This window comes from Acidovorax sp. PRC11 (assembly GCF_031844105.1).
Lineage (GTDB): Bacteria > Pseudomonadota > Gammaproteobacteria > Burkholderiales > Burkholderiaceae_C > Paracidovorax.
Genome location: NZ_JAUZUQ010000018.1, coordinates 65,898 through 81,779, shown reverse-complemented (window position 1 = coordinate 81,779; position 15,882 = coordinate 65,898). Strand labels below are relative to the sequence as shown.

Annotated in this window: 14 protein-coding genes; 6 read left to right on the top strand and 8 right to left on the bottom strand. The window is 69.9% G+C overall.

Going from position 1 to position 15,882, the window contains the following annotated elements; translation table 11 throughout:
- Nucleotides 1–9 precede the first annotated feature (9 nt).
- The 8 genes from Q9R47_RS18780 to Q9R47_RS18745 all read right to left on the bottom strand — a co-directional run bounded on the left by Q9R47_RS18780 (nt 10) and on the right by Q9R47_RS18745 (nt 9,620).
- Entirely contained in the window at nt 10–864 is an 855-nt protein-coding gene (locus Q9R47_RS18780; RefSeq protein ID WP_311234678.1) for a ChbG/HpnK family deacetylase, read from the bottom strand.
- On the bottom strand, nt 861–1,283 hold the full coding sequence (locus tag Q9R47_RS18775; protein ID WP_311234677.1) for a GtrA family protein: 423 nt from the start codon (nt 1,281–1,283) through the stop codon (nt 861–863). Before Q9R47_RS18775 ends, Q9R47_RS18780 begins: the two co-directional genes overlap by 4 nt.
- Nucleotides 1,280–2,317 (bottom strand): glycosyltransferase family 2 protein, encoded by a 1,038-nt coding sequence (locus Q9R47_RS18770; protein ID WP_311234676.1) that lies wholly within the window; start codon nt 2,315–2,317, stop codon nt 1,280–1,282. The genes Q9R47_RS18775 and Q9R47_RS18770 overlap by 4 nt, the downstream gene beginning before the upstream one ends.
- Nucleotides 2,318–2,337: 20 nt before the next feature.
- Nucleotides 2,338–3,858, bottom strand: a complete 1,521-nt coding sequence (locus Q9R47_RS18765; protein WP_311234675.1) for a glycosyltransferase family 39 protein — start codon at nt 3,856–3,858, stop codon at nt 2,338–2,340.
- Between the two features lie 100 nt (nt 3,859–3,958).
- Nucleotides 3,959–4,810: a pyrroline-5-carboxylate reductase gene (proC, locus tag Q9R47_RS18760; protein ID WP_311234674.1), complete on the bottom strand. Its 852-nt coding sequence runs from the start codon at nt 4,808–4,810 to the stop codon at nt 3,959–3,961.
- Between the two features lie 134 nt (nt 4,811–4,944).
- Nucleotides 4,945–7,005 (bottom strand): hypothetical protein, encoded by a 2,061-nt coding sequence (locus tag Q9R47_RS18755; RefSeq protein ID WP_311234673.1) that lies wholly within the window; start codon nt 7,003–7,005, stop codon nt 4,945–4,947.
- Nucleotides 7,006–7,261: 256 nt separating this feature from the next.
- A complete protein-coding gene (gene glpK, locus Q9R47_RS18750) occupies nt 7,262–8,782 on the bottom strand; it encodes a glycerol kinase GlpK (RefSeq protein ID WP_311234672.1) in 1,521 nt (506 codons plus the stop codon).
- Between the two features lie 73 nt (nt 8,783–8,855).
- Entirely contained in the window at nt 8,856–9,620 is a 765-nt protein-coding gene (locus tag Q9R47_RS18745) for a DeoR/GlpR family DNA-binding transcription regulator (protein WP_311234671.1), read from the bottom strand.
- 220 nt (nt 9,621–9,840) lie between these two features.
- Here Q9R47_RS18745 and Q9R47_RS18740 point away from each other — a divergent pair, with 220 nt between their 5' ends.
- The 6 genes from Q9R47_RS18740 to Q9R47_RS18715 all read left to right on the top strand — a co-directional run bounded on the left by Q9R47_RS18740 (nt 9,841) and on the right by Q9R47_RS18715 (nt 15,835).
- Complete coding sequence (locus Q9R47_RS18740) at nt 9,841–10,920, top strand: ABC transporter ATP-binding protein (protein ID WP_311234670.1); 1,080 nt, start codon at nt 9,841–9,843, stop codon at nt 10,918–10,920.
- Nucleotide 10,921: 1 nt separating this feature from the next.
- On the top strand, nt 10,922–11,995 hold the full coding sequence (locus Q9R47_RS18735; protein ID WP_311234669.1) for an ABC transporter ATP-binding protein: 1,074 nt from the start codon (nt 10,922–10,924) through the stop codon (nt 11,993–11,995).
- Nucleotides 11,992–12,888 (top strand): sugar ABC transporter permease, encoded by an 897-nt coding sequence (locus Q9R47_RS18730; protein WP_311234668.1) that lies wholly within the window; start codon nt 11,992–11,994, stop codon nt 12,886–12,888. Before Q9R47_RS18735 ends, Q9R47_RS18730 begins: the two co-directional genes overlap by 4 nt.
- Complete coding sequence (locus Q9R47_RS18725) at nt 12,881–13,693, top strand: carbohydrate ABC transporter permease (protein ID WP_011793782.1); 813 nt, start codon at nt 12,881–12,883, stop codon at nt 13,691–13,693. Before Q9R47_RS18730 ends, Q9R47_RS18725 begins: the two co-directional genes overlap by 8 nt.
- A gap of 12 nt (nt 13,694–13,705) precedes the next feature.
- Nucleotides 13,706–14,014: a DUF2160 domain-containing protein gene (locus Q9R47_RS18720; protein WP_311234667.1), complete on the top strand. Its 309-nt coding sequence runs from the start codon at nt 13,706–13,708 to the stop codon at nt 14,012–14,014.
- Between the two features lie 87 nt (nt 14,015–14,101).
- Nucleotides 14,102–15,835, top strand: a complete 1,734-nt coding sequence (locus Q9R47_RS18715) for an ABC transporter substrate-binding protein (RefSeq protein WP_311234666.1) — start codon at nt 14,102–14,104, stop codon at nt 15,833–15,835.
- Nucleotides 15,836–15,882 lie beyond the last annotated feature (47 nt).

The window sequence follows — 15,882 nt, the reverse complement described above, 5'->3', positions numbered from 1 at the left end:
CCGCCCTCGTCAGGCCCAGGGTGCCGCCGGCCCCTGGTGCACATGCCGGCCACTGCGCTGCAGCAGCGCGCCGAAGGCGTCCGACATCAGGTAGGCGAACTCCACCGGCCGCTGCGCCCCGATCGCATCGCCGTGCACCACGTCCGCGGCCGGGTGGCACATCAGCAGCCCGCCCTCCGGCAGGTGCGGCACCCAGCGCTCCATCTGCGCGCCGTAGGCCGCGGCATCGGGGGCGTCGAAGCCGTACACCCCGCCGAAGCCCGGGTTCGTCGCCACGCCGGCCCGGTGCCAGCGCCGCGTGGCCGTCCAGCCGCCGAGCAGGGCGATGACGGCCGCCTTCGGTTGGCGCCACAAACCGGGCGCGGGTGCTGTGGAGCGCACCCAGGGCTGCTCGCCGGGTGCATAGCGGGCCTGCAGTTCGGCCAGCAGGGCATCGCGCACCCGGGGCAGCTGGTGCACGTGCTGGTGGCCGTCGATGAAGTCCGGCGGCGTGCCCACGGCCTGCTCGAACGCATCCAGCTGGGCCCGCCATGCGGCGCGCAGCGATGCGCCGGACCACCGCCGCGCATAGGTGCGCAGGATCACGCGGCCCAGCGGATCCACGGCGTGCGCGCCGCCGTGGCCTTCGGTCAGGTTGAAGTGCAGGCCCACCGCCAGGCGGGGCCGCAGCGCCGGCAGGCGCGCCGCGGCCTCGGCCCAGCGCGGCGACGTCGCCATGCAGCTGGTGGCGGAGAGGCGGCCGGCATGCACGAGGCGCTCGACCGCTTCGTCCACCGCCGGGTGCAGCGCATAGTCGTCCGCGCACAGCACGAGGGCGCGCGAGTTCGGCGCCGCGCGCGCGGCGGGCGGGCGCAACTTTGTCATGGCGTGCGGGCCTTGAACGCCCAGCACTTGCTCAGCACGAAGGTGCCCACGGCCACCAGCACCAGCACACCCGCCAGGCTCCAGAAGTAGTGCCAGTGCAGCCAGTGCAGGGCGATGTAATACAGCGCTTCGTTGGCCGCGAACGACAGGCAGGCCACGGCGAAGTAGCGTGCCGCCACGGCCGGGCCGCGGGCCTGCGTGCGGGCGAAGGTGAGCCGGGCATGGCCGGCATAGCTCACGGTGAAGGCCACCAGGAACGCCAGCACGTTGGCCGCCAGCGGCGGCATGCCGGACAGCGCCACCAGCAGGCCCACCACGGCCAGGTGCGTGGCCGCGGCCGCGCCGCCCACGAGAATGAACTGCAGGCCCTGCGGCAGTCGCTGCAGCAGGGCCCACGGTCCGCGCACCGCCAGGCTCATGGCCGCGGGCCGCCCAGCGGGCTGCGGTCTTCGTCGCGCGCCACCAGGTAGATCGGCCGGCGCTTGACTTCTTCGTAGATGCGTCCGACGTATTCGCCCAGGATGCCGATCGACATCAGCTGCACGCCCGAGAACAGCATGATGCTCACCGCCAGCGTGGGCCAGCCGTCCAGCGGGTTGCCGAACACCAGCGTGTCCACGGCCACCCACAGGCCGTAGGTCAGCGCGGCCAGCGAGATGCAGCCGCCCACCATGCTCCACACGCGCAGCGGCAGCGTGGTGAACGAGGTGAGCCCCGAGAGCGCCAGCGAACCCAGGCGGCGCAGGTTGAAGCTCGACGTGCCCGCGGCCCGGTCGAGCGGCACGAAGGGCAGGGCGGCGGTCTTGAAGCCCACCCAGGCATACAGGCCCTTCATGAAGCGGTTGCGCTCGGGCAGGGCCTTGAGCGCATCGACCACCTTGCGGTCCATCCAGCGGAAGTCGCCCGCGTTGGGCGGGATCTTGACCTGGTTGCCCGCATTCATCAGGCGGTAGAACACGCCGGCGCCCAGGCGCTTGGCACCGCTTTCCGCCCCGCGGTCGGCGATCACGCCATAGACCATGTCATAGCCGGATTGCCACAGCGCATGCATCTCGGGAAGCAGGGCCAGCGGATGCTGGAAGTCCGCATCGATCAGCAGCACCGCATTGCCCCGTGCATGGTCGATCCCCGCGGAGAGGCTGGCCTCCTTGCCGAAATTGCGCGACAGCGCGAGATAGCGCAGCGGCAGCTCCTGCGCCAGCCGCATGGCCACCGCGTGCGTGCCGTCGCGGCTGCCGTCGTTGACGACGACGAGCTCGAATTCCTGCGCCAGCGCGCCGGCCGCCTGCGCCAGCGCGCGCAGGAAGCCCTCCAGGTTCTGCTCCTCGTTGTGCGCGGGCACGACGCAGCTCAGCCGCAGGGGCTCGCGCGGCAGCAGCCCCACCGGCGCACCGGGTGCGAACTCGGCGTGGAAGTCCGGGGCCGCATCGGCGGAGGAGGTGGAGTCCGTCATCGGTGGAGGGGTGGCGGTGGTCAAGGTTGGCGGACGCATGCGGCCGGCACGTAGGCGCGCCAGTGCATCGCGAGCGGTTCGGCGGCGCTCCGGTGGGGCCAGCCGATCTTCGCCTGGCCCTGCTGCACACGCATTCCGGGCTGCGCGGCCAGCGCGTCGAGCCCGGCCGGCACCGGCGCGTCGTCGCCCAGGCCGATCCACAGTGTGCCATGCTCGCGCAGGCGCTCGGGGGTGATCCACGGCGAGAAGCGCGGATCGCCCGCGATGTAGACCGAGGGCCGCTGCGGCAGCTGCGCCGCGACCAGCCCCACCGCCCAGTAATCGCCCGAAACCGAATCCAGGGCGCAACGCGACTGCGCCTGCCATGCCGACAGCGCCTGCTGCGCGATGGCGGCCTGCGGCCAGTCGGTGCGCGACGGCCGGTGGCGCCACTGCGCACCGAAGGCCAGCCAGAGGCCCGTCGCCACCGAGATCAGCACCAGCCACACCGCCAGGCCGCGCAGCAGCCGCGGCTGCAGGGCCGACAGCCAGGGCGCGGGCAGCCACGCCGCCACCAGCAGGCCGCTGAACACCCACATGGGAACGCCCCACATGTCGCGCACCCGCAGCCCGGCCGCCAGGCCCACCAGCACCACCAGCAGGCAGGGACCCAGGGCGACCGTCCACAGATAGGCCGCACGGTCGCCATGCCATTGCCAGCGCCGGCCGGAGAGCGGCGCGGCCCGGCGCTGCCGGCGCGTGCCGGCCCAGGCCGCCAGCACGATCACCGCCAGGGGCAGGTGGTTCACCGCCTGGGTGGCCACGAAGGACAGGGCGTCCCAGCGGCCGTGCGTGCCCGCGCCGGACGCCCGGTCCTGGACGTAGGCCATGGGCAGCCAGTCCGACTGCCACAGCCAGTGCAGGTGCGGCGCGAACAGCGCTGCCATCACCGCCAGGGCCACCCACGGGCCGGCGCCGCGCAGCACCCGCCGCTCGGGCGTCAGCAGCAGATAGAGCGCGAGCGTCGCCAGCAGCAGCCCGACCGAATACTTGGTCAGCAGGCCCAGGCCCGCCGCCATGCCCAGCAGCACCCAGTGGCGCATGCGCCCGTCCTGCAGCGCGGCGAGCAGGCAATACCCGGCCGCCGCCCAGAGCGGCATCTGCGCGATGTTGTGGTTGAACTCCAGCGCCGGACGGGTGTAGTAGGCCACGCCCATGGTCAGCAGCGTGCCGAGGAGGGCCCGCTCGCGCGACATCAGCCGGCAGCCGGTGCGCCAGACCAGCCACAGCGTGGCCACGATGAAGAGCTGGCTCAGCAGGAACGGGCCCACGTGGCCGAAGGCGCGGTAGGACAGCTCCAGCACCCACGGCGCGAGCGGCGGGTGCTTGTAGTAACCCCATTGCCACTCCCGTCCCCAGGACAGGCTTTCGGCGACGTCCAGCGGCAGGCTGGAACTCAGCAGCGGAGGCAGCAGCGACCAGGCCAGCACATAGACGACCGCCGCCAGGGCGATGGCGCGCAGGGAGGTGCGGTACTGCGGCGAAAGGGTGGCGGCGGACATGCAGGGCGGGCCAGTGGCCGTGAGCGGAAGAACCGGCGATTGTAAAAGTCGCAACGGCCCTGCTCATGCATGGCGGAGCCCCGCCGTGCCGCCCGTGCCGTCACCTGCCGTATTCGTCGCCCAGTTCGCGCGCGCGGGCCTGCGCCGCCTTCATCGCGCGGATGAAATGCTCCGGCACGTCCGCCTGCTCCATCGCCTGTACCGCCGCGAAGGTGGTGCCGCCCTTGGAGGTCACGCGCTGGCGCAGCACGGCGGGCGACTCGTCCGACCGGCGCGCCAGTTCGGAGGCGCCCGTGAAGGTGCCCACGGCCAGCTGGTGCGCCTGCTCGGGAGCGAGGCCCATCTCCACGCCCGCGCGCGCCATGGCTTCCAGGAACAGGAACACGTAGGCCGGGCCGGAGCCCGACAGCGCGGTCACCGCGTCGAGCTGGGATTCCTCGTCCACCCACAGCAGCTCGCCGGTGGACGACAGCACCTGCTGCACGGCCGCGCGCTGGGCGGGGCTGACCTGCGGACGGGCGTAGAGCGCCGTCATGCCGCGCGCGATCAGGGCCGGCGTGTTGGGCATCGCGCGCACCACGCATTCGGAGCCCAGCCAGGCGGCGATGCTGTCCGAGCGGATGCCGGCGGCCACGCTCAGGTGGACCGCATTCGCCGTATAGGGGCGTGCCTGCCGGGCGGCTTCCTTGAAGGTTTGGGGCTTGACGGCCCACACCACCACCCCGGCGCGCTCCAGGGCCGTGCCGGCCTCGGGGTGCGCCTCGATGCCATGGTGCGCGCGCAGCGCGGCCCGGGCTTCATCCCAGGGCTCGACCACCTCGATCTGCGAGGCCGGCATGCCCTGGCGGATCAGCCCGCCGATGATGGCGCTGGCCATGTTGCCGCCGCCGATGAAGGCGATGGCGGGCTGGTCGGATGCCGAAGCAAGGGGGGAGGCGGTGTCGAGGGGCATGGCTTGCGGTAGTTGGCGAAGGCGCTCGCGGGAAGAAAAAAGTCCGCGGCGGACGTGCCGCAGCGGACCCCGGATGCGCCGGATGGTAGCGTGCCCGTGGCCGCCCCGGGTCGCCCCGGCTGGCGGCCGGGGGATCAGACCACCGTGGTGCTCAACTGCAGGATCCTCATCTGGAGACCGATCTGCAGCATGCGCTGCTGCTGTGCGAATACCTGCATGCTTTCCGCGGCCTGGCCCAGCAGTTCGCGCACGGACGACATCGGGTCCTGCGCGAGTGACTGGCGAAGTCTCGTCTGCTGCAGGTAGTTGGCCAGGATGCTCGCGGCGTGCTGCCCATCCATGGCCTGGGCCGGAGCCTGCGCAGGCTGCGCGCTCTTGAGCACCTTCAGGATCTGCCGCAGCACATCCTGCACGGGGCTGTCGTTGTCGGTGGCCTGATCGGCCGTCGTGCCCCGGGCGGCCGACGGAGATTGCCGCGTGGCCGTGGCCTGCACCAGCGAGAGCAGCGAACTCAGCACCTGCAGCAGTTGCTGGAGCTGTTGCTGCTGCTGGCCCGTTCTGCCGTTCACGCCCGGCACTTCGCCGCGCGCGGCGGCCAGCAGGTTGCCCAGGCCGGAGATGCCGTCGGCGCCGGCCACGTCATGGGTTTCGATGGCGCGGTAGATGTCCGGGTGCTGGAGCATGAATCTGGCGGCATCCGCCACCGGACCCTGGCCCTGGCTCAGCTGGTAGAGGCGGTCGGGCGTCATCGGTGCGGTCGCAGGCGGGGCAGCGTTGCCGACCAGTTGCCGCGCACCCCCGGCCTCGGAGATCATGTAGTCGGCCAGGATGCGCGCGGCGCCCTGCGCGTCCAGCGGCTGCTTCGATGCGGGCGACGGTGCTGCGTCGGCGGGCTGCGACAGGGATTTCAGCAGCTGCAGGAGCAACTGCAATTGCTGCAGCAGTTGGCCCAGCCGGTCCTGCGTACCGCTTCCGGTCGCAGGGACCGCGTTGCCCGCAGGCGCCAGGGTGCGTGAACCGCCCTGCGCGTCGAGCGGCTTCGCGGCGGGGTGGTTCGCTCCGCTGGAGGAGGCGGGCGTACCGTTCAGTACCTGCAGCAGCAACTGCAGCAACTTCAGGATGCTGTTCGTGGTCTGGGAGGACTTGCCGCCCACGCCGGGGATCTCGCCGCGCGCGGCGGCCAGCAGGTTGCCCACGGCGGATTTTCCATCGGCGCCCGGCACGTCGTGGGTTTCGATGGTCCGGTAGATGTCCGGATTCTTGAGCATGAACTTCGCGGCGGCTGCTACCTCGGGTGGGGCCTTGCCGCCCTCGGCGAGGCGGTAGAGCTGATCCACCGTCATGGCCGAGGGAGCGGGGGATGCCGCCGTGCCGGCGGAAGTGCCGGTGGTGCCGGACAGCATATGGCCGGCCAGGATGCGTGCGGCGCTCTGTCCATCCAGCGCCTGTGAACCGCTGGCGGGCGCGCCGCCGGTACGGGCGGGGCTGGCCGCGGCGCTGCCTGGGGTCTGCTGCGTGGCGCTCTGCTCCGGACCTTTGGGCGCCGACGCGGCAGGGCTGGCCGCGGGAGCGGCAGTGGTCGTTGGCGTGGTGGCGGGCGTAGTGGCTTCCGGGGCCGGTGCGGTGATCTTGTCGAGCACGTCCGGGTTCTTCAGCAGGAACTTGGCCGCGGCCGACGTCGCCGGCGCGGTGTCGCTGTCCGGGCGCATGGCCAGCTGGTAGAGCGTGTTGGGATCGATGCGCGCGGTGGGGTTCTGTTGCCGGAAAGCAGCGATGGCGTTGCGGGCGTCCTGTTCGGTCACGGCCGGCGTGGCGGCCTTGGCAGCGGACGGTGCCGCATCCTGCAGCTGGGCGTCGTAGCCCCCGCGGGCGGCGAAGTCGAAGTTCGACGCGCCCGAGATCCCGTCGCGCCCGGCCACGTCGTGCGTCTCCAGCAGCGCGTAGATGTCGGGGTTGCGCAGCAGGAAGGAGGCCGCGGCGGACACGTCGTCCGGCGCATTGCGCGCCAACTGCGACAGCTGGTTCGGCGTCATCGTATCGGTGCCACTCTGCTGCATGTACTGTCCGATCGCGGCAGCGGCCTGCCGTGTGCGTGCGGCGGTGCTGCCGGTGCTGCTGTCGCCGGCGCCGGTCGTCAGCGCGGGGCCGATGCCGATACCGATGGGGGCTGAATAGCCATTGACTCTCGTGCTCATGGGTCTGCTTTCGTCAGACAGCGGAGACGGATTTCCAGGCCCATCCCCCCTGCCCGAGGTGGAGGATGCGGTCTCGTGTGCCGAGCCGGAAGTGATAGTGGAAGGCTACCGCTCCCGATCATCGAAAGCCGCATGCGTGCGGCCGCGCACCTCTGCGAAGCAATACCACGGAAAACGGAAGCAGGAGCAGATGCCCGTCACGGCAGGCTACGCCGCACGCTGCTGAAGCTCTGGATGCAGAGTGCCGGGGGCGGCATCAGTCCAGCGACGCCTGCCGCACCGCGTGCTCCCAGCGGGCCATGCATTCCTGCGCGCGGTGGGAACTGAGCGTGGGCAGAAAGCGCCGCTCGGCGCGCCAGAGCGAGGACAGCGCCTCGGTGCCGGCATAGACGCCGCTGGAGAGCCCGGCCAGGTAGGCCGCGCCCAGCGCCGTGGTCTCGATCACCGCCGGCCGCACCACGGGAATGCCCAGCAGGTCGGCCTGGAACTGCATCAGCAGGTCGTTCACGCAGGCACCGCCGTCCACGCGCAGCTCGCTCACGGGCGCGCCCCCGGCCGCCACGGCGTCGCGGCTCATCGCCTGCAGCAGCGCCGCGCTCTGGTAGGCGATGCTCTCCAGCGATGCGCGCGCGATGTGGGCGATCGTCGTGCCGCGCGTGAGGCCGGTGATGGTGCCGCGCGCCTCGGGCTTCCAGTAGGGGGCGCCCAGGCCGGTGAAGGCCGGCACCATCATCACGCCGCCGGAGTCCGGCACGCTCTCGGCCAGCGACTGCACCTCGTTGCTCGACGAGATCGCGCGCAGGCCGTCGCGCAGCCACTGCACCACCGCGCCGCCCACGAACACGCTGCCTTCCATCGCGTACTGCACCCCCGCCGGCGCACCGGCAGTGCCCGAAGGCGGCGCGATCTGCGCCGCACTCGTCGTCAGCAGCCCATTGCGCGAGGTCTGGAAGTTGCCGCCCGTGTGCATCAGCATGAAGCAGCCCGTGCCGTAGGTGTTCTTGGCCATGCCGGCGGTGAAGCACGCCTGGCCGAACAGCGCGCTCTGCTGGTCGCCCGCCACCCCGCCGATCGGGATGGCGCCGCCCAGCAGCGCCGCGTCGGTGGCACCGAAATCGCTCGCCGACGGCTGCACGCGCGGCAGCAGTGCGCGCGGAATGCGCAGCAGCGCCAGCAGGTCGTCGTCCCAGTCGTTGGCATGCACGTCGAACAGCATCGTGCGCGCGGCATTGCTCACGTCGGTCACGTGCACCTTGCCGCCCGTCAGCTGCCAGATGAGCCAGCTGTCCACCGTGCCGAAGGCGAGCTCGCCCGCCTCCGCCGCCGCGCGCGCCCCGGGCACGTGGTCCAGCAGCCAGCGCAGCTTGGTCGCCGAGAAGTAGGCGTCGATGCGCAGCCCCGTGCGCTCCTGGATCATCGGCTCGTGGCCCTGCTCGCGCAGCTCGGCGCACAGCGGCTCGGCGCGCCGGTCCTGCCAGACGATGGCGTGGTGCACGGGCTGCCCGGTGCGGCGGTTCCAGAGCACCGTGGTCTCTCGCTGGTTGGTAATGCCCAGCGCCCGCACGTCGGCCGGGCCGATCTTCGCCTGCGCGAGCGCCTGCCGCGCCGTGGCCAGCTGCGTGCGCCAGATCTCCATCGGGTCGTGCTCCACCCAGCCGGGCTGCGGATAGATCTGCGGCAGCTCCTGCTGGGCCTGCGCGACGATGTGTCCGCGCTCGTCGAAGACGATGCTGCGCGAGCTGGAAGTGCCTTGGTCGAGGGCGAGCAGATAGGTCATGGCGAATCCGGGAAATGCGGTGTTGGAAGATAACAAAGGGCCGGCAGCGCAGCGCGGCGGCGCAGTTCGGCGCTCACTCCGCCACGTCGAGCTCCACGCCCGCGTCGCGCAGCAGCGCCGGGAAGGGCTCGGGCGGCGCGGCATCGGTGAACAGGCGGTCGATCTGCGCCAGGGTGGCGACCTGCACCATGGCCGGCCGGTCGAACTTGCTGTGGTCCGTGGCCAGCCACACCTCGCGGGACTGGGCGATGATGGTCTGCGCCACCTTCACCTCGCGCAGGTCGAAGTCGCGCAGCGAGCCGTCCGGCTCGATGCCCGAGATGCCGATGAGCGCGATGTCCACCTTGAACTGGCGGATGAAATCCACCGCCGCCTCGCCCACGATGCCGCGGTCGCGCGCGCGCACCACGCCGCCCGCCACGATCACCTCGCAGTCGGGGTTGCCCGCCAGGATCGCCGCCACGTTCAGGTTGTTCGTGATCACGCGCAGCCCCCGGTGGTGCAGCAGCGCCCGTGCGATCGCCTCGGTGGTGGTGCCGATGTTCAGGATCAGCGAGCAGTTGTGCGGCACCGCCTCGGCCACGGCGCGGGCGATGCGCGCCTTGCCCTCGGCATGCAGCGTCTCTCGCTGGGTGTGGCCCAGGTTCTCCGTGGTGGAGCTGGGCACCCGCACGCCGCCGTGGAAGCGCAGCAGCAGTCCGCTGTCGGCCAGTTTCTGGATGTCGCGGCGCACGGTCTGCAGCGTCACGCCCAGGGTGTCCGCGAGCTGTTCGACGGTGGCCGTGCGGCGGGCGCGGACTTCGTCGAGGAGCAGGAGCTGTCGGGGATTGGTGTTCACGCGGGGGTAGGGTGGCCGTCGGTGGAAAAGGTTCGGTACGGCAGAGACCCGACTTTAAAACGAACGAAAAAGAAAAAACCGAGGGTAAACCTGGAGGCAAAGCGAATCCAAAAGAACAAAAATGAACGCAACCGAAACGCATGCGTCGCACAAAGGTGCGCGTTCCGGCAAAAACGCGCAGGCACGTCCTGCGGACCAAAACAACGGGAAAGGTGCGGGGATGCAGCTGGTACTCGAGCGCATCGGCAAGACGGTGGGTGCGCAAACCTGGCTTCACGGCATGGACATGGCGCTCCAGCCGGGCGCCGTCACGGTACTGCTGGGCGCCACCCAGGCGGGCAAGACCAGCCTCATGCGCATCATGGCCGGGCTGGATGCGCCCACCGAAGGGCGGGTGCGGGTGGATGGCAAGGACGTCACGGGCATGCCCGTGCGCGAGCGCAACGTCGCCATGGTCTACCAGCAGTTCATCAACTACCCCTCCATGACCGTGGCCGACAACATCGCCTCGCCGCTCAAGCTGCGGGGCGACAAGAACGTGCAGGAGCGCGTGCGCGCCCTGGCCGAGCGGCTGCACATCGACATGTTCCTGAACCGCCATCCGTCGGAGCTCTCCGGCGGGCAGCAGCAGCGCGTCGCCCTGGCGCGCGCCCTGGCCAAGGGGGCGCCGCTCATGCTGCTGGACGAGCCCCTCGTCAACCTCGACTACAAGCTGCGCGAGGAGCTGCGCGACGAACTCACCCAGCTCTTCGCCGCGGGCGACTCCACCGTGGTCTACGCCACCACCGAGCCCGGCGAGGCCCTGCTGCTCGGCGGCCACACCGCGGTGCTGCACGAGGGCGAACTGCTGCAGTACGGCCCCACCGCCGAGGTGTTCCACGCTCCCGCGTCGCTGCGCGTGGCGCGCGCCTTCAGCGATCCGCCCATGAACCTGCTGGCGGCCGAGACCGTGGCGGGCGGCGTGCGCGTGGCGGGCCGCGACGTGTTCCCCCTCCCCGAACCACTGCCGGCCGGCGCGGCCTCCGGGCTCACCGTCGGCGTGCGGGCCAGCGCCCTGCGGCTCACCGCGCGCCCGGGCGACGTGTCCGTGCCCGGCACGGTGGAGCTCGCCGAAATCGCCGGCTCCGACACCTTCGTGCATGCCCAGACCCCCTGGGGCGAACTGGTCGCCCAGTTCACCGGCGTGCATGACTTCGCCCTCGGCTCCGCGCTCACGCTGCACCTGCAGCCCGGCGACGCCTACGTCTTCGGCGCCGACGGCGCCTTGCTGCGCGCCCCGGCGCGCCGGGGAGGGCGCTGACATGGCCCGCATCCAGCTCGATCTCGCGCACTCGTACAAGCCGAACCCGCAGCAGGACAGCGATTACGCGCTGCTGCCGCTCTCCATGGAATTCCGCGACGGCGGCGCCTATGCGCTGCTCGGCCCCTCGGGCTGCGGCAAGACCACCATGCTCAACATCATGTCGGGCCTGCTCGTGCCCTCGCAGGGCCGCGTGCTGTTCGACGGCCGCGACGTCACCCGCGCGAGCCCGCAGGAGCGCAACATCGCCCAGGTGTTCCAGTTCCCGGTCATCTACGACACCATGACCGTGGCCGAGAACCTCGCCTTCCCGCTCAAGAACCGCAAGGTGCCCGAGGCGCAGATCCGCCAGCGCGTGGGCCAGATCGCCGAAATGCTGGAGATGAGCCACCAGCTCGACATGCGCGCCGCCGGCCTCTCCGCCGACCAGAAGCAGAAGATCTCGCTGGGCCGCGGGCTCGTGCGCCCGGACGTCTCCGCCGTGCTGTTCGACGAGCCGCTCACGGTGATCGATCCGCACCTCAAGTGGCAGCTGCGCCGCAAGCTCAAGCAGATCCACCACGAACTGCGGCTCACCCTCATCTACGTCACCCACGACCAGGTCGAGGCCCTCACCTTCGCCGAAGAGGTGGTGGTGATGACGCGCGGCCGCGCCGTGCAGGTGGGCTCGGCGGACGCCCTCTTCGAGCGTCCCCAGCACGTCTTCGTCGGCCACTTCATCGGCTCGCCCGGCATGAACTTCCTGCCGGCGCAGCTGGACGGCGGCGCGCTGCGCGTCGGCGGCCAGGCGCTGCCGCGCCCCGCGCGCGAACTGCCCGACGGCCCGCTGCAGCTCGGCGTGCGCCCCGAATACCTCGCCGTGGTGCCCGAGGGCACCCCCGGCGCGCTGCCCTGCACGGTGGACAAGGTGCAGGACATCGGCACCTACCAGCTGCTCACCGCGCGCCTGGACGGCCAGCCGCTCAAGGCCCGCGTCGCGCCCGCCGAGGTGCTGCCCGCGCCCGGCGGCACCGTCTGGGTGCAGGTGCTGGGCGCCCACACCTGCTTCTACCGCAACGAGGAGCTGTTGGCATGAGCCAGACCACCAAGCCCGTGAACCAGAAGGCCTGGTTCCTGATCCTGCCCGTCATCCTCTGCGTGGCCTTCTCGGCCATCCTGCCGCTGATGACCGTGGTCAACTACTCGGTGCAGGACATCATCTCGCCCGAGCGCCGCGTGTTCGTCGGTACCGAATGGTTCGCGCAGGTCATGCGCGACGAAGAGCTGCACGGCGCGCTGCTGCGCCAACTCGGCTTCTCGCTCGCGGTGCTGGCGGTGGAGATCCCGCTCGGCATCTGCCTGGCGCTCTCCATGCCCGCCCAGGGCTGGAAGTCCTCCGCCGTGCTGGTCACCGTCGCCCTGTCGCTGCTGATCCCCTGGAACGTGGTCGGCACCATCTGGCAGATCTACGGGCGCGCCGACATCGGCCTGCTCGGCGCGGCGCTGCAGTACGTCGGCATCGACTACAACTACACCGGCAACGCCACGCACGCCTGGCTCACCGTGCTCGCCATGGACGTCTGGCACTGGACGCCGCTGGTCGCGCTGCTGTGCTTCGCCGGCCTGCGCTCCATTCCCGACGCGTACTACCAGGCCGCGCGCATCGACGGCGCCAGCAAGTGGGCGGTGTTCCGCTACATCCAGCTGCCCAAGATGCGCGGCGTGCTCATGATCGCCGTGCTGCTGCGCTTCATGGACAGCTTCATGATCTACACCGAGCCCTTCGTGCTCACCGGCGGCGGCCCCGGCAACGCCACCACCTTCCTCAGCCAGTACCTCACCCAGAAGGCCGTCGGCCAGTTCGACCTCGGCCCCGCCGCCGCCTTCTCGCTGATCTACTTCCTCATCATCCTGCTGCTGTGCTTCATCCTCTACAACTGGATGCAGCGCGTGGGCACCGACACCGCCCCGGAGAACGGCCATGCATGAGAACCGCTTCCGCAAGCGCACCCTGTTCCTGATCGCCTACCTCGTCTTCGCGCTCCTGCCCATCTACTGGATGGTGAACATGAGCTTCAAGACGAACTCCGAGATCCTCTCGACCTTCTCCTTCTGGCCCGAGCACTTCACCTGGGACAACTACCGGACCATCTTCACCGACGAGTCCTGGTATTCGGGCTACATCAACAGCCTGATCTACGTCGCCATCAACATGGTGATCTCGCTCACCGTGGCGCTGCCGGCGGCCTACGCGTTCTCGCGCTACCAGTTCCTGGGCGACAAGCACGTCTTCTTCTGGCTGCTCACCAACCGCATGACCCCGCCGGCCGTGTTCCTGCTGCCGTTCTTCCAGCTCTACACCACCGTGGGGCTCATGGACACGCACCTCGCCGTCGCGCTCGCCCACCTGCTGTTCAACGTGCCGCTCGCGGTCTGGATCCTGGAAGGCTTCATGAGCGGCATCCCGCGCGAGATCGACGAGACCGCCTACATCGACGGCTACAGCTTCCCGCGCTTCTTCCTCACCATCTTCCTGCCGCTCATCAAGGCCGGCGTGGGCGTGGCGGCGTTCTTCTGCTTCATGTTCAGCTGGGTGGAGCTGCTGCTGGCCCGCACGCTCACCAGCGTGAACGCCAAGCCCATCGTCGCCACCATGACGCGCACCGTCAGCGCCTCCGGCATGGACTGGGCCACGCTCGCCGCCGCCGGCGTGCTCACCATCGTGCCCGGCGCCATCGTGATCTGGTTCGTGCGGCACTACATCGCCAAAGGCTTCGCCATGGGCCGGGTCTGAAAGGAATAAGCCATGTTCGATTGGATGGCCTGGACCACTCCGGTGGCCGTGTTTTTTGTATGCATCGTCCTCATGCTCGCCGGCATGACCGTGTGGGAAATCAAGTCGCCCACGACGCTGCGCAAAGGTTTCCTCCCCATCACCACCACGCGCGGCGACCGGCTCTTCATCGGCCTCTTGTCCGCGGCGTACGTCAACCTCGCCTTCGTGGGCCTGTCGGGCCGCATCGCGGAATGGATGAAGCTGGAGCAGGAGCCTTCCATCTGGATCAGCTTCGTGGCGTCCATGCTCCTGCTCGCGCTCATCCTGCGCAAGGGCTGAATTTTCACGGCCGCGCGGCCCCCCGTTCCCCGGGGCCGGCGGCCGATCGCAACGGCAGCAGGGGACACACCTAACAAGGAGACAGTCATGAAGATGCGTTTGACCGCCCTGGCGTTTGCCGCCACGGCCCTGGTGATCGGGCAGGCCGCGTGGGCCGGCGAGGCGGAGGCCAAGAAGTGGGTGGACAGCGAATTCCAGCCGTCCACGCTCAGCAAGGACCAGCAGATGGCAGAGATGAAGTGGTTCATCGAAGCCGCCAAGAAGCTGCAGGCCAAGGGCGTGAAGGAAATCTCGGTCGTCTCCGAAACCATCACCACGCACGAATACGAATCCAAGACGCTCGCCAAGGCGTTCTCGGAGATCACCGGCATCACCGTCAAGCACGACCTCATCCAGGAAGGCGACGTGGTCGAGAAGCTGCAGACCTCGATGCAGTCGGGCAAGTCCATCTACGACGGCTGGATCTCGGATTCCGACCTGATCGGCACGCACTACCGCTACGGCAAGATGATGAGCCTGACCGACTACATGGCGGGCGACGGCAAGGAATGGACCAACCCCGGGCTGGACCTGAAGGACTTCATCGGCATCAAGTTCACCACCGCGCCCGACGGCAAGGTCTACCAGCTGCCCGACCAGCAGTTCGCCAACCTCTACTGGTTCCGCGCCGACCTGTTCGCCCGCCAGGACCTGAAGGACAAGTTCAAGGCCAAGTACGGCTACGAACTGGGCGTGCCGCAGAACTGGAGCGCCTACGAGGACATCGCCGAGTTCTTCAGCAACGACGTCAAGCAGATCGACGGCAAGCCCATCTACGGCCACATGGACTACGGCAAGAAGGACCCGTCGCTGGGCTGGCGCTTCACCGATGCCTGGCTCTCCATGGCCGGCGCGGCCGACATCGGCACGCCCAACGGCCTGCCGATCGACGAATGGGGCATCCGCGTGGCGGACGACAAGTGCACCCCCGTGGGCGCCTCGGTGGCGCGCGGCGGCGCCACCAACTCCCCGGCGGCGGTCTATGCGCTCACCAAGTACGTGGACTGGATGAAGAAGTACGCGCCCAAGGAAGCCCTGGGCATGACCTTCACCGAGTCCGGCCCCGTGCCGGCCCAGGGCCAGATCGCCCAGCAGATCTTCTGGTACACCGCCTTCACCGCCGACATGGTCAAGCCCGGCCTGCCCGTCGTGAACGCCGACGGCACGCCCAAGTGGCGCATGGCCCCCGGCCCCAACGGCCCGTACTGGAAGCAGGGCATGCAGAACGGCTACCAGGACGTGGGTTCGTGGTCGTTCTTCAAGGGCCATGACGCCAACAAGACGGCGGCGGCCTGGCTCTATGCCCAGTTCGTCACCGCCAAGACCACGTCGCTGAAGAAGACGCTGGTGGGCCTGACGCCGATCCGCGAGTCCGACATCCAGTCCAAGGCCATGACCGACGCGGCTCCGAAGCTGGGCGGGCTGGTCGAGTTCTACCGCAGCCCGGCCCGCGTGGCCTGGTCGCCCACCGGCACCAACGTGCCCGACTACCCCAAGCTGGCACAGCTCTGGTGGAAGAACGTGGCCCAGGCCGTGACGGGCGAGAAGACGCCGCAGGGCGCCATGGACAGCCTGGCCGGCGAGATGGACGACGTCATGGCCCGCCTGCAGCGCGCCGGCATGGCCCACTGCGCGCCCAAGCTCAATCCCAAGAGCGACCCCGCCAAGTGGCTGAGCGACGAGCACGCCCCCTGGAAGAAGCTGGCCAACGAAAAGCCGAAGGGTGAAACCATCGCCTACGACAAGCTGCTGCAGGCCTGGAAGGACGGCAAGACCCGCTGACCGACGGCGGCCCGCCGGGGCCGCTTCCGCTTTCGGCACTCTCCCGC